This window comes from Ruegeria sp. CF5, from assembly GCF_056537325.1.
Window position 1 is genome coordinate 227,113 of sequence record NZ_JBQFRI010000002.1, and the last position, 17,029, is coordinate 244,141.

A 17,029-nucleotide genomic window follows, 5' to 3' on the forward strand; every position below is an offset into this window, starting at 1 on the left:
TATAAAATATTCGCCAACTGGAAGAACAGCCAGAGTTATGCGCCAATTATTTAACATTGCCCAATACCTCGCACCCATTGTCGGAATTGCAGGCATCATCATGATCGTTATCGGAGCAAAATCGGATCCGGTGAACTGGACACTGATTCAGCAGAGTATTCCGCTTGTGATCCTGTCGTTCATCTTCAAACCGCGAAAAGATCACCCCATGGCAAAGCTGATGGGGATGGACCGCCGCCGCTCAGCCTCACGCTCCGGGACAAGCCGCAACGATCCCCTGTCCACACCTATCTCGTCCTCCGGTGAACCTGCGCTGCAGGACCAAACGCCCGAGTTCGAAGGCGCGGGATTCTTAGACTACCATGCAGATCAGGTTAAGTTGGTGCCGCTCCTGCCCGGGCAATCCGGCAGCGGACGCAGTTGGATTGGAGGGGCGCCCATGCTGCCCTCGGTCATGGGCTGGCCTCAGGTCAATGGATCACCAAGTTGGTTCATCGCCCAGATTGCGTTGGAGGAACTACCGGCAGGCATATGGGGTGGCCTCGGTCCGCGCGAAGGCTGGCTGGCTTTCTTCGTTCCGACCGAAGGTGGCATCGACAATAATTTTCAGGTCTTTCATTTCAGCGGCCCTGTCGCCACGCGCCCCTGGCCAGAAGTTGATCGCACATTCTACTTTGGCACCACTGGCGACGGGGCAAGAAAGGTACTGGCCCGGGCTGGTCTTTCAGTGGCACCGCATCCACCCCGTTTTTCTCTGGAAGTTCAGCCCAATGACAGGACGGACGAGTCTCAGTATCCCAGTGTACCCGCTGAGCGCCCGCGGGCGGCGATCTATAACGACTATGATCCCAGATCGCCAGAATTCCGCCCCTTCAATCGGTCTGGCGCACGGGCTCTTGTGTCTGCTCTTATTGCAGCGCAGGCGCGTGGGATAGAATCTCAGGAAAGTACAATCTCGAATTGCGAACGCGCGCTGAAGGAACCCGAAACCAGCGGGGCCTTAGCGGCAGCCCCTGCACGCATGGCGCTTGCCCAGAAAGTGAAGGACTCGCGCTTGGCTGCCATAAGCCTGCTTGAACCAATCGCGGCGCGGCTGGCGTCTGAGCCGGACATGATTTTTGGTCCGTCCGACGTGGACGACCTTTTGGCCGAGCTCGACAACATCAGGTTCCAGGACAGCGAATTCACCGGTGAAGGCGGCGGACAAAAAAAGCTGGGCGCGCCACGTCCGGTATTTGACGATTATTGGTTCGCTTCCGAGGCTATGGTGGCGTTCGAGATGATGGTCAAAGACGCAATGTTCAGTGACCCGGGCAGCGTTCCCGAGGCCACTCGCAAACTCTATGAGGCGGTGTGGCACTCAGATCAGACGAGCGAATATCTCACGATGGGGGGCAATCTGGATGGCGGATTCTCTTCCTCAAGCCTTACGGACCCGGTGTTTCTGTTGGAAGTTCCCAGCAGTGATCTTGTGGGCTGGATGTGGGGCGATGTTTCAAGTCTCGGCGTGTTCATTTCACCTGCAGACTTGGCCAATGGCCGTTGGGACAAGGCTTGGGGGGATATCCGGCACGGCTAGTTCAGCCCGTGTAGGCTTCAGCACCCTAGCCAGGGGCAATGGCGCAGCTTTCTTAGCAGGGTAAGTCGCATTTTCGCGGCCACACCTTCCGTCACTGTTGGTGAAAAGCAAACACTCAGAGAATGGTCCTGTCTTCACACGGCTGGACATACGTACTGGCAATATATTATTTGAACACATGTTCATATTATGGGAGAGGAACCCGCCATGCAATTGTCCACCACAGCCGCAATCATCACCGGCGGCGCTTCGGGGCTGGGTGAGGCCACCGCCCGCTACTTTGCCGAAAACGGCGCACAGGTCACAATCCTTGACCGTGATGCCGAACGCGGCCCCGCGGTTGCCAAGGAAATCGGCGGACATTTCGCGCAAACCGACGTGACGGATGAAGCCTCGGTTGCTGCCGCAGTCGCGCTGGCTAGCGAAAAGATGGGCAAGATCACTGCAACCGTGAACTGCGCCGGGATCGCCTATGGCATCAAGACTGTCGGCAAGGACGGCCCCCACCCTCTGGATGCCTTCCAGCGCACAATCGACATCAATCTGGTCGGCACCTTCAACGTTTCGCGCCTTGCATCCGTCGAAATGGCAAAGAACGAACCCGAAGCGGACGGCGCGCGTGGGGTCATCATCAACACCGCTTCGATCGCCGCCTTCGACGGTCAAAAAGGGCAAGCCGCCTATGCTGCCTCCAAAGGCGGTGTCGTCGGCATGACCCTTCCGATGTCCCGCGATCTGGCCTCAAGCGGTATCCGGGTGATGACCATTGCGCCCGGTATCTTCATGACGCCGATGCTGGCCGGTCTGCCCGAAGAGGTTCAACAACAACTGGCAGCCGACGTACCGAACCCCGCCCGCCTTGGTGATCCGCGCGAATACGGCCGTCTGGCCGGGTTCATCGTCGAAATGGGATACCTGAACGGCGAGGTCATCCGCATCGACGGCGCATTGCGGATGCGGTAGTTCCTCCACCGGTTCCGGCTGACATCGTGACTATAGATGGCAGCCGGTCGAGGTGGCTCCGATCCGCGCTTTGGACAGTTACATGTCGCGCCCGAAGGGTCCGAGGTTTTGTACAAACCAGACGAACACCCCCGTTCGGGATGTACAAATCATAACTTTTCGGCCTCAGCCTTCTCTTCCAGCGTCAGCCACTCCTCTTCAGCGGCGGCCAGTTTTTCCTGCCGTTCTACCAACGCGTCGGTAGCCTTCTGAAACTTGACCGGCTCGCGGGTGAACAATTCGGGATCAGACATCAGCTCTTCGAGTTTACCGATCTCGGCCTCCAGTCGTGCAATCTCGGCAGGCAGCTTTTCCAGCCGGTGCTTTTCCGAAAAGGACAAACCGGTTTTCGGCTTCGCCTCCTGCTTTACCTTCGGCTTAGACTGCTTTGTTTTTTCGTCCTTTTTAGCGGCCGCGTCGCCACGCTGCGCAATGTAGTCGGACCATCCGCCCGCATAAACCGTAGCGCGCCCGTTGCCTTCCATGGCGATAGTTGTCGTTGCCACGCGGTCCAGAAAGTCCCGGTCGTGGCTGACCAGCAGAACACTACCGTCATAGTCGTCCAGCAATTCCTGCAACAGGTCCAGCGTCTCGACATCCAGATCGTTCGTAGGTTCATCCAGAACCAGCAGGTTCGAACTGCGCGCCATCAGTTTTGCCAACAGCAAACGCGCCTTTTCACCCCCTGAAAGAGACCGCACCGGTGCCCGCGCCTGCCGCTCGTCAAACAGGAATTCTTTAATATAACCAACGACATGCTTGGGTTGGCCGCGCACCATAACCTGATCGGCCTTGCCTGACACCCGCATCGTGGGATCACCGGTCAGACTGTCCCAAAGGCTCATCTCGGGGTCCAACTGAGCGCGCGCCTGATCGAACACCACTGTCTCGAGGTTCGTTCCCAGCGCCACCGAACCCTCATCCGGCGCCACCTCACCCAGAAGCATTTTCAACAGCGTCGTCTTACCCACTCCGTTGGGCCCGACAAACGCCACACGGTCGCCACGCTGCACCAACAGGTCAAAGTTCCGAACAATCTGTTTGCCATCGAAACTCTTGGCCAGTCCTTTCGCCTCGATCACCTTTCGGCCGGATTTCGGACCGGATTCCAATGACATGGCGGCAGAACCCTGCCGTTTTATCTGCGAGGCCCGCTCTGCCCGAAGCGCCTGCAACGCCCGAACCCGCCCCTGATTTCGCTTGCGCCGCGCACTGATGCCTTCAACCGCCCATCGCCCCTCGGATTTGATCAGACGATCCAGCTTGTGCCGCTGCATATCCTCGTCTTCCCAAACCTTGTCACGCCACGCTTCAAAGGCCTCAAAGCCCTTCTCCTGCCGCCGCACCACACCACGGTCGATCCACAAGGTCGCACGGGTCAACGCCCGCAAAAAGGCCCGGTCGTGTGAGATCAGAACAAAGGCCGCCCGGGTGGCGCCCAATTCCCTTTCCAGCCAAGAAATCGCTTCGATATCAAGGTGGTTGGTGGGTTCGTCCAGCAGCATCAGATCGGGCGCTTCGGCCATCAGCTTGGCCAATGCCGCGCGGCGCCGCTCTCCACCCGAGGCTGTCCCGACTGCGCGCGAAGGGTCAAACTTCAATCCTTCTCCAGCGCGTTCAACCTTGTAAAGCTCGCCCGGCTCCAGACCGCTGGAGGCGTAGTCGCCCAGCGTCGCAAACCCCTCCATACCGGGGTCCTGCTCCATGTATCCCACTGATTTGCCCGGCGGAATGACAATATCGCCCTTATCAGGTTCGACCAATCCGGCCATAACCTTCATCAGGGTGGATTTTCCCGATCCATTTCGGCCAACCAGCGCCACCCGGTCACCGGGCTGGACCACAAGTTCAAGTTCGGAAAACACCGGATCACCCCCGAAAGTCAGGGAAATGTCGGACATCTGTAGCAAAGGAATTCGAGCCATGCCCGCCAGCTAAACCGGCTGGGACGAAGCGTCAACGCCCTGATCTTCTTCTCGTTCCAAATACCGGCTCTACCCGACCACTGAACGCAGCAAACGCTTGCGTTCCGGGGGGATCGCCCCGATTTCAAGCCCGGTGAACACATGAAGCGTGTTCATGTGCCGGTCCACAACCGCATGGTCGCTGACCCAGCCCCCCATCAACAGATAGGTCCGCAGCAATGGTGGCATCCGCAACATCGCCTTTTTCATATCTGGCCGGCGGCGCAGACGCGCCGCAAAACGGAAAACGTCCGGCGCCTTCACCCGCGGCAACCACTGCTTTGGCCCCAAATGCCGGTCTTTGAGCACGGCAAAGGCATCCAGATATTCACCGGTCTCGGTCCCGGCAAATGAAGAGCAGCCAAACAGCATCCTGATCCCGTTGCGATCCACATAAGCCGTCATTGCCCCCCAGGCGACACGCAGGATGTCAGGGTCCTTCCATTCCGGATGAATGCAGAAACGCCCCATCTCGACCATGGGGCCTTGGTAATCCGCCATTGCCGACAGGTCATAATACTGGGCGGAATAGCTGCGCTGAATGTCGCCGCCATCCGTCAGGGTCAGCATCCGGAAACAGCACACCGGCCGCCCCTGCTGCAGGTCTTCGACAAGCACATGTGCGCACAGATCATCGAACCTGTCCCGATCAGTATCAGGTGTTCCGAAGGCCAATGTACGCAGCGCCTGAGCTGCCTCTACATCCTTTGCAGTATGCGCCACTCGGGCGCGATACCGACCCTTTTTCAGCAACACTGTTCCTGCCAAGGTCTGATCCTCCGCAGATTGCATCCGGTACCCTAGTGACCGCACGCCTAGCATACAAGATGTGACCAGCGTGTGACGAGCCGTGAGAGAATGCGGTATCAGTTGCCGGTGACCGTCGCCGGGTTAAACGTACCGATGTTGCCCAGAAGCTGACGCAGGAACGTCTTGTCCTGAACACTGGAGCTGGTCACACGACGCTCAAGCGGCACGACGATTCCGTCTTCCAGCCCATAGCGCTCGACATTGCGGACCACTCCGCGCTGGTCAAAGCTGATTGCCACAAGCTCACGCGAGACAACCTGAGGTTCTTTCGGGCCATAGTGGCGCATCCGGGATGCGACATAATAATATCCCGAATCCTTCAGTACACCCGAAGAACTCGGCGCTCCGATCGTTTCGATCACGCTGTCGCGGGTATCCACACCAACCTTCACTTCGGCCAGTTCTTCCGATGTCGGAACATATCCGTGGTTTCTGTAGATCGGAGTGCAGGCCGCCGCAGCCGCAAGACATGTGCCGAACGCAATAATTCTGACCGCCGGTTTCAACTTGTCTTCGATCTTCAACATCTACATCCTCTTGCGTTGCCGCCAATCGGCTTCTATCCGATTATAGAAACCGCCGCTTTGGTTCAACACACGAAAGACCCCGCATGACACTCAGTTCCGCGTTCCGGGTGGCCGATCTGCCCCAAAACACGCCGACCACCTTTGATTTGCGCCCAAATACTGATCAATTGAACACGCTTAGGCAAGAACTCGATCTGCTGGGCTTACGAAAGGTCAGCTTTGTGGGCGAGATCACCGGACAGGGTAAACAGGACTGGGTTCTGACCGGCAGGTTGGGCGCGACGGTGATTCAGCCCTGTGTCGTCACGCTGGAACCCGTCACTACCCGCATCGACACACAGGTTCGCAGGGTCTACCTCGCGAAATGGACCGAGCCGGACGAGGCCGAGGTGGAAATGCCGGAAGATGAGGAAACCGAAGCCCTGGGTCCGGAAATCGACCCCGGTGCGGTCATGGCCGAAGCTCTGTCCCTGGCTCTGCCGCAATACCCGCGTAAAGACGGCGCGGATCTGGGTCAGGCGATCTATACCGAACCCGGCAAACAGCCGATGACGGATGAGGAAACCAAACCCTTCGCCGGGTTGGCGGGATTGCGCGATACCCTGAAAAAAGACGAGTGACAGAGGCCAGATTTCCTGTCATAGCACGCGTTCAGAAAAATCTCTTGAACCTGTCGAGAATCGCAGTATTTTCGCGCGCTCATCGGATTTTAGGTTGGACATAGCGTGGGCGGTGCCCTAAACGCGCGTCACGCCACGAGAAAAACGAAGAATGTAACCCGGCCCGGCGGCGAATCCGCAGGCCCCAGTCAGACAAAGGTTGAGACAATGGCTGTCCAACAGAACAAAGTTTCCAAGTCGCGCCGCAACAACCGCCGCGCGCACGACGCTCTGGTTGCTGCAAACCCGAACGAGTGTGCGAACTGCGGTGAGCTGAAGCGCCCGCATCACGTATGCGCGTCCTGCGGCCACTATGATGATCGCGAAGTCGTCGCACAGGCCGACGAAATCGACCTGGACGAAGACGCGGCCTAAGCCCATTCGAGCGCAGGCCACGGCATGACGGCACAGCCCGATCAGACCGGACAGATTGTCATCTCGGTTGACGCCATGGGCGGGGACGCGGGTCCCTCGGTCGTTGTGGCTGGCATTGCGCAATCCGCGAAGAAGAACCCGGAAATCGGATTCATTCTTCACGGCAAGGAAGATGTGCTTCGCAAGCTTGTAGCAAAACGGCGTGTCCTGGATGGACGCGTCGTTTTTCGCGATTCTCCGGACGTCGTCACGATGGAGGACAAGCCCAGCCAGGTGGTTCGCAACGGCAAAGAGACCTCTATGTGGTCGGCACTGGAATCAGTGCGCGTGGGTGAGGCCCACGGGGCTGTATCCTGCGGCAATACCGGTGCGCTGATGGCATTGTCGATGATGCGCCTGCGCAAGCTGCCAGGCGTGAACCGGCCTGCTATTGCCATTCTCTGGCCCTCCCGAAACCCGCAGGGCTTCAACGTCATGCTTGATGTCGGCGCCGACGTACGCGCCGATGCCAAGGATCTTCTGCAATTCGCGCTGATGGGAGCATCCTACGCGCGCAATGGTCTGGCGCTTGCAAGGCCTCGGATCGGCCTGCTGAATGTCGGCACGGAAGAACACAAGGGCCGCGCCGAGCTTAAGGAAGCACATGGCATGATCGCGGAATTTGCAAGCACAGCAAATTTCGAGTTTGTCGGCTTTGTGGAAGGCAGTGACATCCCCGGCGACAAGGCTGACGTGATTGTGACCGACGGTTTTACCGGAAACGTGGCTATCAAAACCGGTGAAGGGACCGCCAGTCTGATTGGCGATCTGCTGCGTCAGGCATTCAAATACTCTCCGCTTTCCCGCCTGGCATCTGTGCTGGCAATTACGTCGTTGCAGCGGCTCAGAAAACGTATTGACCCCCGCCGTGTGAACGGCGGTGTTTTCCTTGGCCTCAACGGAACAGTGGTTAAATCCCACGGTGGCGCCGACGAGACGGGCGTCAGTGCTGCGGTCAAGCTTGCGTTCACGCTGGCGCAGTCCGGCTTTGCCGAAAAATTGGCCGCACGGGTTGCATCCACGACCGAGCTTGCCCAAGATGCCGCGCAAGCTGCGTCGCAGACCGAAAAATAACAATAAAGGCAGTACCAAAAATGGCAGGCCGCTCAGTCGTTGTAGGTGTTGGACATTATTTGCCAAAGCGCATAGTCCCAAATGCCGAATTCGAGGCAACTCTCGAAACATCCGATGAATGGATACGCTCGCGTTCGGGAATCGAACGCCGCCATTTTGCGGCCGATGATGAAACAACATCGGATCTGGCCACCAAAGCTGCCGAAGCGGCGCTTGAGGATGCCGGCCTGACAGCCGATGACATCGACGCAATCGTGCTGGCGACATCGACTGCCGATCTGACCTTTCCTTCGGCAGCGACGATGGTTCAGGCGCAACTGGGCATGACCAAGGGCTTTGCTTTTGACGTTCAGGCCGTGTGTGCCGGATTCGTCTATGCGCTGAGCAATGCAAACGCGCTGATTCTGTCTGGTCAGGCTAATCGAGTACTGGTGATTGGCGCTGAAACCTTTTCCAGGATCATGGATTGGACCGACCGTTCAACCTGCGTTCTGTTCGGCGATGGCGCAGGTGCGCTGATTCTCGAAGCGCAGGAGGGCAATGGTACCTCGGAAGATCGCGGTATCCTGTCCACTGATCTCAACTCGGATGGGCGATACAAGGATTTGTTGTACGTTGACGGCGGTGTTTCGACCCAGTCAACGGGGCATCTGCGTATGCAAGGCAATCAGGTATTCCGTCACGCCGTAGAAAAACTGACCAAAACGGCCGAAACCGCGCTGGATAAGGCCGGGCTGGGCGCATCGGACGTGGATTGGATCGTACCGCATCAGGCCAATATCCGCATTATTCAGGGCACAGCAAAGAAAATGGGCCTGCCGATGGAACAGGTTGTCGTGACGGTTCAGGATCACGGCAATACCTCGGCGGCATCGATTCCACTCGCCCTGTCGGTGGGCAAGCAGCGTGGTCAGATCAAGGACGGCGATTTGATCGTAACCGAGGCAATTGGTGGTGGCCTGGCCTGGGGCGCGGTTGTCCTGCGCTGGTAACTGGCGCATTCCAGCTTACAGAGGCGACTGCAATTCATTGATATTGACAGTGAATTTCCCCTCACCCTATGCTCTGATATCAACAGGGGAAATGGTATGGGCGAAAAAACACTGACCCGAATGGATCTGAGCGAGGCCGTCTTTCGTGAGGTTGGTCTGTCACGCAATGAAAGCGCGCAACTGGTCGAAAGCGTTCTGAACCACATGTCCGACGCCTTGGTGCGCGGCGAGCAGGTAAAGATATCTTCTTTCGGTACGTTCAGCGTTCGGGACAAAACAGCCCGTATCGGCCGCAACCCCAAAACCGGAGAAGAGGTTCCCATTCAGCCGCGTCGCGTGCTGACCTTCCGTCCTTCGCATCTGATGAAGGATCGTGTTGCCGCCGGGAATCGCAAGTAAGTCTGAGGTCGCGCGGATATGAGCAAGTCCCCCGACGCGTTTCGCACAATCAGTGAAGTTGCGGATTGGCTCGGTGTTCAGGCCCATGTCCTGCGATTCTGGGAAAGCCGATTCAGTCAGGTAAAACCAGTCAAACGCGCGGGCGGACGCCGTTATTACCGCCCGAATGACATGCGCCTGCTGGGTGGCATCAAAAAGCTGCTGCACGACGACGGTATAACCATAAAAGGCGTGCAGCGGATACTGCGCGAACAAGGCGTCGGTCACGTATCGTCCCTGTCCCAAGGCCTTGATGAAACCTCTGCTGTCCAGCCGGTGATGGACGAGACGGTGGTACCCTTCTCGCCCAAACCTGCATCTTCTGACAGCGGCCAGTTCGACATGGATCTGCATGTACCACCCGCACAGAAAGTGAACGGCGCCGACCCTGCGAGTGAATCAAATGATCATCCGGCCGAGGAAACGCCCGAGCTGGAAGAGATTAGCACCGCCCCACTGTTTGGCGGAATCGCTTCACAGGCTTGGCAAACAACGGATTTCGACGACGAGGTTCTGCGTAAAATCGAGCCGATCGCCAAGGACTTGCGGGCTTGGTTGAACCGGGTCGAAAATCGACCGGCGGGATAAGAAAAAAGGCAATGTTTTCCTCTTGCCCCTGCCGGGAAAACCTTTATGAACAGCCCAACGTCGGGCTATGGCGCAGCCTGGTAGCGCGTCCGTCTGGGGGACGGAAGGTCGCAGGTTCGAGTCCTGCTAGCCCGACCAAATCACACCGACGTATCCGGAAGACAGGCCAGATCCTCTGGCGCGGAGGGGGATCAGAATGACAGGCGTGTGTCCGAACCAGCAGATCGAAGCGATGATTGAGCGTGGTGAGATCACCGCGAGCCCCGATATACTTGACGCGCAGGTCCAACCTGCCAGCTTGGATTTACGCCTTGGAACAGTGGCTTATCGCGTGCGCGCCTCATTTCTGGCGGGTGAAGGGCGTTCCGTATCCGACCGGCTTTCCGAGTTCGAGATGCATCGGATCGACATCAGCGATGGCGCCGTACTGGAAAAAGGCTGCGTCTATCTGGTTCCGTTGATGGAATCGCTGGCCCTGCCCCAGGACACAAGCGCAGTGGCAAACGCAAAAAGTTCGACCGGCCGGCTGGACCTGCTGACAAGGACAATCACCGATGGCGGGGCCGAGTTCGATCGCATTCCCGCAGGATATTCCGGCCCGCTATACGCCGAGATCTGTCCAAGATCCTTTTCAGTTCTGGTGCGCCCCGGAATGCGTCTGAACCAGATTCGCTTTCGTCAGGGACAAGCAGTGCTAAGCGATTCTGAACTGTCGGCCCTGCATCAGGAAATGCCACTGGTTGACGGGCCGGCGGTCATACAGGACGGGCTGGGCTTTTCCGTCGATCTGCGCCTTCCCAATACCGATTTGGTCGGATATCGCGCCAAGCCGCATACCGGGGTGATCGACCTGGATCGCATTGGTGCCTACGATCCACAGGAATACTGGGAGGAAGTGCGAACCCGCGACGGGCGCATCATTCTGGACCCCGGTGCATTTTACATTCTTGTCAGCCGAGAGGCCGTGCACATTCCGCCCATGTATGCGGCCGAGATGGCCCCCTATCTGGCCATGGTAGGTGAGTTTCGTGTTCACTACGCAGGCTTTTTTGATCCCGGTTTCGGCCACGCCGCCGCTGGTGGTGCCGGATCGCGTGGCGTTCTGGAAGTGCGGTGCCACGAAGCGCCGTTTGTCCTTGAACACGGACAGGTCGTAGGCCGGCTGGTCTATGAAAGAATGGCGGAAATGCCGACACAGCTATACGGTGCGGGCATTGCTTCGAACTATCAGGGACAGGGGCTGAAACTGTCCAAACACTTTAGAGTTCCTTCGTAACCCGCTGAACTAAAACCGAATAAATCGGCGCATTTGGCGGACCACCCGCTGTGCTTGCCGGGTGTTTTTCTGTTGGCCAGATGTGGCCACAGGCTTTTTGTTGCTTGGGCTACCATCGTTTTTTTGTGACATGCGGCCTGCTACTTCAAATCCTTTGTCGACACCCCGAGTCACAAGTCGGCGCATGACCTGACGTACAATCATGTCGATCATCCGGTTTGCGTTCATTTCAGCCTCCAGGTTGCTCACAGTCATATGGACGATGGAAAAGGAAATAATAAGGCATCACCGATCACTCTTCTTCAAAAAGTTCCGATTGATCATCACTGTCTTCGCCTTCGTCACGCCCCTCGGCCAATGGCATCGCGCCCGGTGGTGGGCGGTTTTCCAGCAAACCAGCTGCGCGCAGTTCCTTGAGCCCCGGCAAGTCGCGCGCGCTTTCCAGACCGAAATGATCCAGAAACTGTGGTGTCACGACAAAGGTCACCGGGCGGCCCGGCGTCATGCGGCGGCGGCCAAGGCGTATCCACTCCATTTCCAACAACTGGTCGATTGTGCCGCGCGAAACCGAAACACCGCGGATTTCCTCGATCTCGGCACGCGTGCAGGGCTGATGGTAGGAAACAATGGCCAGTGTTTCGATGGCCGCACGGCTTAGCTTGCGGGTTTCGACGGTTTCCTTCTGCATCAGAAACCCCAGATCAGGGGCGGTCCGAATGGCCCAAGCCTCACCGACCTGAACAACGCGAACGCCGCGTCCCTCATACCGTTTCCTAAGCAATTCAAGCGCTTGCCCGGCATCGCTACCATGCGGCATACGCGCTTCGAGGTCGGCAACACTCACGGGTTCTGCACTGGCAAACAGGACTGCCTCGACCATTCGTTCCTGTTCGGCCAGAGGTGGTGCCTCGAACAGAGTGCCGGTGCCGTCGTCTTGGGTGGCGTCAGTCACGTTTTTCGGTCCTCTTGCGCAAATGGATCGGCGCAAAGGTATCGCTCTGCCTGATCTCCATGTGTCCCTCTTTTACCAGTTCCAGCGAGGCGGCAAAAGTTGCGGCCGTGGCCGAGCGTCGCCGCATGGGGTCGGCATGCCAGCCATCCGGAAGATAACTTTCCATGTCGGTCCACGTCCCGGCAAACCCGATCAGCGGCCGCATCCGGTCCAGTGCCTGCTCCATCGTGAACACCGAGTCGCGGTCCATCACAAAGGGGCGGAATTCGTCACGTGTGCGGATGCGCGCATATCCCTGCATAAGATCCAGCAGCGTGGCCGAATAGGTAACGGTTCTGATGCGGGTGACATCCTCGGCCTGCCCCCGTTTGAAGAAATCGCGCCCCAATTGGTCACGCGCCATCAACCGTGCAGCGGCATCACGCATCGCCTGCAGACGCTCAAGCTGAAACGCCAGGTGCGCGGCCAGTTCTTCACCTGTTGGTCCTTCTTCATCGGGATCAGGCGGTAGCAACAAACGGGATTTCAGGAATGCCAGCCAGGCCGCCATCACCAGATAGTCGGCGGCCAGTTCGATCCGCAACGCCCGCGCCTTTTCAACAAAAGCCAGATATTGCTGAGCCAAAGCCAGAACCGAGATTTTGCGTAGATCGACCTTTTGTGTCCGGGACAAAGTCAACAGAACATCAAGTGGACCTTCAAAACCATCCACGTCTACAATCAGCGCCTCAGCCGCAAGGCGATCAGCGACCGAAATGGGATCTTCGCTGAAAAGGTTATCCGTCATACACCTGCCCGCCCATCAGGCGAGATAGTTCCGCTTCAGCGGCGTGGATGTCAAGTTCCTGCGGCGCTTTGCGCATGGCCAATGCACGCTCGGCACGTTGTTGTGCAACGTCCGTCATCTCACCGGCAACCTCCAGAACCTCTTTGCGGTCAGCAAATGAGCCGTTGCAATGCAGAGCCACATCGCAACCAGCATCCAGTGCTTTCCGTGAAAGTTCGCTGGCTGTGCCGCTCAACGCCTTCATTGAAATGTCATCGGTCATGATCAAACCATCAAAGCCGATGTTTTCCCGGATCACTGTCATCATCACGGCCGAGATTGTCGCGGGCAAACTGTCAATCTGATCAAAGACCAAATGCGCGCTCATCCCCATCGGCAGGTCGTTCAGCGCCCGGAAAGTTGCAAAATCGCTTTGCTTCAGCTCGGACAGAGGCAAATCAACATGCGGCAAGTCAAAATGTGTATCGAGCGTTGAACGTCCATGTCCCGGCATATGCTTTATTACCGGCAACACGCCGCCATCCAGAAGCCCCTGTGCCACGGACCGGCCAACCCGTCCAACCGTCTCGGCATCGCGGCCATAACAACGGTTGAGCAGGAACGGATGCGTTCCCTCTTGAGCGACATCAACCATTGGCGCGCAATTGCTGTCGATCCCCAACGCATGCAGCTCATGCGCGATCAGCCGATAACGCAGGTACATGGATCGTTCGGCGTTCGCCCCCGCCCGCTCCACATGATCCAGCGGAGGCAGCCAGTTCCGGGCAAGTGGCGCACGCAGTCGTTGCACGCGCCCGCCTTCCTGATCGATGGTGATCGGGCAATCGCGCCCGACGGCCTCGCGGAAGTCATCACACAAAGCGCTCACCTGATCCGCGGATTCAACATTGCGCGCAAAAAGAATGAACCCGAACGGGTTCATATCGCGAAACAGCGCCTTTTCCTCGGATGTCAGCCGCAATCCTGCTGCATCAGTGATGACCGCGCCGAACTTCACCGGACAGTTACCGGGATGCAATCAGCCCCGCGCGCCACCAGAGCGGCGCAAAACTGGCGCGAGTCGCTCAGGTCTTCAAACCCAAGGGCACGCAGTCGGTAAAAGGTTCGTCCGCCGCTTGAGGTTTTTTGGATTACCCTTTGTTTTCCATCCAGATATTCACCAAACTGACCATTGATCCGGCTCCATTCAGCCTGAGCAACTTCGGCACTTTCAAAGGCGCCAAGCTGCGCCAGCCTTGTTCCAACAGGCAGTGTATCCGGATCGACATCAAGTCCGGCAGCAGCTTTCACCGCCGCATTGATTGCATCTTCGGAAACCTTGACCGGCGTTGCACGAGCGGGCCGATCAATTGGGCGCAGCGAACGCCGGACACCGGGTGCCTCAAGCAAGGCCGGGTCAGGCAATTGCGCCATCAGGTCGGCGGGATCGATCGCCGGTTCTTCTTCGGGCGTGGTAAGTGAGGCCAGTTGCACGCCTTCAGCCTGTTCACCCCTGTCCGCAATGCTCTCGCCCGCCAACTCTGCAACCAGCGCATCAACCGCATTTTGCCGTAAATCCGCTGCTTCCTGGTTCGAGATTTCTTCTTCCACCACGTGCACGGCCTTTGTGGGCTTCAGCGCGGACATCGGTGTGTCTTCGTCGGTCAGTGACACGGGCTTTGGCGCCAGAATCAGGCGATCGGCGGGCGGTGCAGCTGTGCCTTTGGCGGCGACGGCGTTTACGGCCAGTCCCTGATGGTCGGCGGGTGTTCCACCGGGGCTTTCCGGCTGAATACGCATCGGCCCTTCAACGGCCCGCACCACCGGCACTCCGCTGACATCGCGCATCACCAGTTTAAAACCCCAGACGCCGATACCGGCGACCAATGCAAGCGAAGCCGCCGCACCCAGAACGTTGACTATTCGACCGAACCCGCCCGCACTGCGTGGCGGCAGGTCGTCATATCCTTCAGGATCGTTCTGAAACTCATAGGCATCCTGTGGATGCATCTGATTCTGGTAATGCGTATCCCCGGGGCCTGTGTGCCCCGAGTAATTATAACTCGCCATATCCGCCTCACTGCCCGATTGCGCCTAAACAATTGGCGCGCGGGTCATTTCTTGTCTGCCTCGGACCGGCGATTTGGCTGTCTTGTTAACGCAGCTCCTGCGCCGGAGTGACGCCAAGAATACCCAAGCCCGCGGAAATCACAACAGAAACGGACCGGGCCAATGCGATTTTCGACTGGCTTGTGGCAGCATCGCCATCCTGAATGAATCGCAGCGATGTTTCATCGTTGCCTTTGTTCCAAAGTGCGTGGAAATCTCCTGCCAATTCATAGAGGTAGAAGGCCACACGATGCGGTTCGTTGGTGCGGGCCGCTATCTCGACCAGACGGGGCCACTCGGCCAATTTCTTGGCAACGACCATCTCAGTTTCGTGGCTAATATTACTCAAATCCACTTTGCCAAGGGTCTCGTCATCGGCCGCAATTCCCGCTTCCGCGGCCTTTCGCAATACACTCATGACACGCGCATGGGCGTATTGCACATAGAACACAGGGTTCTCGCGGCTTTGCTCAAGCACCTTGTCGAAGTCGAAGTCCAACGATGCGTCGTTCTTGCGGGTCAGCATAACAAAACGGGTCACATCCGGACCAACCTGATCGACCACGTCGCGCAGGGTGACGAAGTTCCCCGCCCGCTTGGACATTTTGAACGGCTCGCCGTTTTTCCAGAGCTTCACCAACTGCGTCAGCTTGATGTCCAGCGGCACCTTGCCATCTGAAAGCGCCGAGACCGCCGCCTTCATCCGTTTGACGTAACCGCCATGATCTGCGCCAAACACATCGATCAGCTCGTCAAACCCACGGGTCACCTTGTCATAGTGATAGGCAATATCGGGCGCGAAGTAGGTCCAGCTGCCGTCTGACTTCTTGACCGGGCGGTCCACGTCATCGCCATGCTCGGTCGATTTGAACAACGTCTGCTCGCGCGGTTCCCAATCTTCGGGCTTCTTACCCTTGGGCGGTTCCAGAACACCTTCGTAAATCAGACCTTTGTCGGTCAGCGACTGCAACGCAGCCTCGATCCGTCCGGTGCCGTAGAGCGATTTCTCAGAAAAGAAAACGTCCATCTCAACGCCCAGCTCTTTCAGATCGGCGCGGATCAGATCCATCATCGCATCGGTCGCAAAGTTCCGCAGATCTTCCAGCCACACACTTTCCGGCTGGTCGATCAGTCTATCGCCATACTTTTCCTTCAGCGCCTCACCGATCGGGATCAGATAGTCACCGGGATAAAGCCCTTCGGCAATCTCGGGGCTCAGCCCGTTTGCTTCACGGTACCGCTCATAAGCGGACCTGGCCAGTACATCGACCTGCGCACCACCGTCGTTGATGTAATATTCGCGGGTCACATCGTATCCGGCATAGGCCAGCAGGCTTGCCAGCGCGTCGCCAAAAACTGCGCCCCGTGTATGCCCGACATGCAACGGGCCGGTGGGATTGGCCGAGACGTACTCTACATTGACCTTCCGCCCCTGCCCCATGGCCGAGCGACCGAACTCCGTGCCGTTTTCCAGAACGGTCGCCAGAACGCCCTGCCAGACCGAATTCGCAAGCCTCAGGTTCAAAAAGCCCGGCCCTGCCACCTCGGCACTGGTCACCCGGGCATCCGCCGCCAGTTTCTCAGCCAGCACTTCTGCTATATCGCGTGGCTTCATTTTGGCCGGTTTCGCAAGAACCATCGCCGCATTGGTCGCCATGTCACCATGGGCGGGGTCACGCGGCGGCTCGACCGCAACGTTATCAAAGCTCAGCCCTTCAGGCAGGGCTCCTTCGGCTTGCATTTGCCCCAGTGCATCCAGAACAAGGCTGCGGATCTCAGAAAACAGGTTCATCTTGGCGTCCTTTTGCTTGCCCGGCGGTTTATCACGCAAGACGGTAAGGTCAATGCAGCCCGTCAGTTTGGGGTTGGCTGGTCGCTC

General features: G+C 57.9%; 17 protein-coding genes and 1 tRNA gene. 10 read left to right on the forward strand and 8 right to left on the reverse strand.

The window, feature by feature from the left end; all coding sequences use genetic code 11:
• The first annotated feature begins 37 nt into the window (after positions 1–37).
• On the forward strand, positions 38–1,579 hold the full coding sequence (locus ACR0NW_RS07345) for a DUF1963 domain-containing protein (protein ID WP_480449814.1): 1,542 nt from the start codon (positions 38–40) through the stop codon (positions 1,577–1,579).
• A gap of 207 nt (positions 1,580–1,786) precedes the next feature.
• Positions 1,787–2,542, forward strand: coding sequence for an SDR family NAD(P)-dependent oxidoreductase (locus tag ACR0NW_RS07350; RefSeq protein WP_480449815.1), 756 nt, complete (start codon positions 1,787–1,789; stop codon positions 2,540–2,542).
• Positions 2,543–2,691: 149 nt separating this feature from the next.
• Here the strand turns inward: ACR0NW_RS07350 and ACR0NW_RS07355 are convergent, their stop codons facing one another.
• The 3 genes from ACR0NW_RS07355 to ACR0NW_RS07365 all read right to left on the reverse strand — a co-directional run bounded on the left by ACR0NW_RS07355 (position 2,692) and on the right by ACR0NW_RS07365 (position 5,882).
• Positions 2,692–4,506 (reverse strand): ABC-F family ATP-binding cassette domain-containing protein, encoded by a 1,815-nt coding sequence (locus tag ACR0NW_RS07355; RefSeq protein ID WP_480449816.1) that lies wholly within the window; start codon positions 4,504–4,506, stop codon positions 2,692–2,694.
• A gap of 69 nt (positions 4,507–4,575) precedes the next feature.
• Positions 4,576–5,337, reverse strand: a complete 762-nt coding sequence (locus ACR0NW_RS07360; protein ID WP_480449817.1) for a GNAT family N-acetyltransferase — start codon at positions 5,335–5,337, stop codon at positions 4,576–4,578.
• Positions 5,338–5,411: 74 nt separating this feature from the next.
• The gene (locus ACR0NW_RS07365) at positions 5,412–5,882 is read right to left on the reverse strand and encodes an outer membrane protein assembly factor BamE domain-containing protein (RefSeq protein ID WP_170652102.1); all 471 of its coding nucleotides are present in this window, start codon (positions 5,880–5,882) and stop codon (positions 5,412–5,414) included.
• Positions 5,883–5,965: 83 nt separating this feature from the next.
• Between ACR0NW_RS07365 and ACR0NW_RS07370 the strand changes: the two genes are divergently transcribed.
• From ACR0NW_RS07370 to ACR0NW_RS07405, 8 genes are all read left to right on the forward strand, one after another.
• Positions 5,966–6,502 carry a YceD family protein gene (locus ACR0NW_RS07370; RefSeq protein WP_480449818.1) on the forward strand — a complete coding sequence of 179 codons (537 nt, stop codon included), beginning with the start codon at positions 5,966–5,968 and terminating at the stop codon, positions 6,500–6,502.
• 207 nt (positions 6,503–6,709) lie between these two features.
• Entirely contained in the window at positions 6,710–6,916 is a 207-nt protein-coding gene (rpmF, locus tag ACR0NW_RS07375; protein WP_037316137.1) for a 50S ribosomal protein L32, read from the forward strand.
• A 24-nt stretch (positions 6,917–6,940) separates the two neighbouring features.
• Positions 6,941–8,029 carry a phosphate acyltransferase PlsX gene (gene plsX, locus ACR0NW_RS07380; RefSeq protein WP_480449819.1) on the forward strand — a complete coding sequence of 363 codons (1,089 nt, stop codon included), beginning with the start codon at positions 6,941–6,943 and terminating at the stop codon, positions 8,027–8,029.
• Between the two features lie 20 nt (positions 8,030–8,049).
• Positions 8,050–9,021, forward strand: a complete 972-nt coding sequence (locus tag ACR0NW_RS07385; protein ID WP_170652096.1) for a beta-ketoacyl-ACP synthase III — start codon at positions 8,050–8,052, stop codon at positions 9,019–9,021.
• A 96-nt stretch (positions 9,022–9,117) separates the two neighbouring features.
• Entirely contained in the window at positions 9,118–9,420 is a 303-nt protein-coding gene (gene ihfA, locus ACR0NW_RS07390) for an integration host factor subunit alpha (RefSeq protein WP_170564321.1), read from the forward strand.
• Positions 9,421–9,438: 18 nt separating this feature from the next.
• Complete coding sequence (locus ACR0NW_RS07395; protein WP_480449820.1) at positions 9,439–10,047, forward strand: MerR family transcriptional regulator; 609 nt, start codon at positions 9,439–9,441, stop codon at positions 10,045–10,047.
• A 61-nt stretch (positions 10,048–10,108) separates the two neighbouring features.
• Positions 10,109–10,185: transfer RNA gene (locus ACR0NW_RS07400), tRNA-Pro, on the forward strand.
• 58 nt (positions 10,186–10,243) lie between these two features.
• Positions 10,244–11,323, forward strand: coding sequence for a 2'-deoxycytidine 5'-triphosphate deaminase (locus ACR0NW_RS07405; protein ID WP_480449821.1), 1,080 nt, complete (start codon positions 10,244–10,246; stop codon positions 11,321–11,323).
• Between the two features lie 292 nt (positions 11,324–11,615).
• Here the strand turns inward: ACR0NW_RS07405 and scpB are convergent, their stop codons facing one another.
• The 5 genes from scpB to argS all read right to left on the reverse strand — a co-directional run bounded on the left by scpB (position 11,616) and on the right by argS (position 16,942).
• Positions 11,616–12,275, reverse strand: coding sequence for an SMC-Scp complex subunit ScpB (scpB, locus tag ACR0NW_RS07410; protein ID WP_480449822.1), 660 nt, complete (start codon positions 12,273–12,275; stop codon positions 11,616–11,618).
• Entirely contained in the window at positions 12,268–13,062 is a 795-nt protein-coding gene (locus ACR0NW_RS07415) for a segregation and condensation protein A (RefSeq protein WP_170652088.1), read from the reverse strand. Before ACR0NW_RS07415 ends, scpB begins: the two co-directional genes overlap by 8 nt.
• A complete protein-coding gene (gene nagZ, locus ACR0NW_RS07420; RefSeq protein ID WP_480449823.1) occupies positions 13,052–14,059 on the reverse strand; it encodes a beta-N-acetylhexosaminidase in 1,008 nt (335 codons plus the stop codon). The genes ACR0NW_RS07415 and nagZ overlap by 11 nt, the downstream gene beginning before the upstream one ends.
• Positions 14,056–15,111 (reverse strand): SPOR domain-containing protein, encoded by a 1,056-nt coding sequence (locus ACR0NW_RS07425; RefSeq protein WP_480449824.1) that lies wholly within the window; start codon positions 15,109–15,111, stop codon positions 14,056–14,058. The genes nagZ and ACR0NW_RS07425 overlap by 4 nt, the downstream gene beginning before the upstream one ends.
• A gap of 85 nt (positions 15,112–15,196) precedes the next feature.
• Positions 15,197–16,942 (reverse strand): arginine--tRNA ligase, encoded by a 1,746-nt coding sequence (gene argS, locus ACR0NW_RS07430; protein ID WP_480449825.1) that lies wholly within the window; start codon positions 16,940–16,942, stop codon positions 15,197–15,199.
• Positions 16,943–17,029 lie beyond the last annotated feature (87 nt).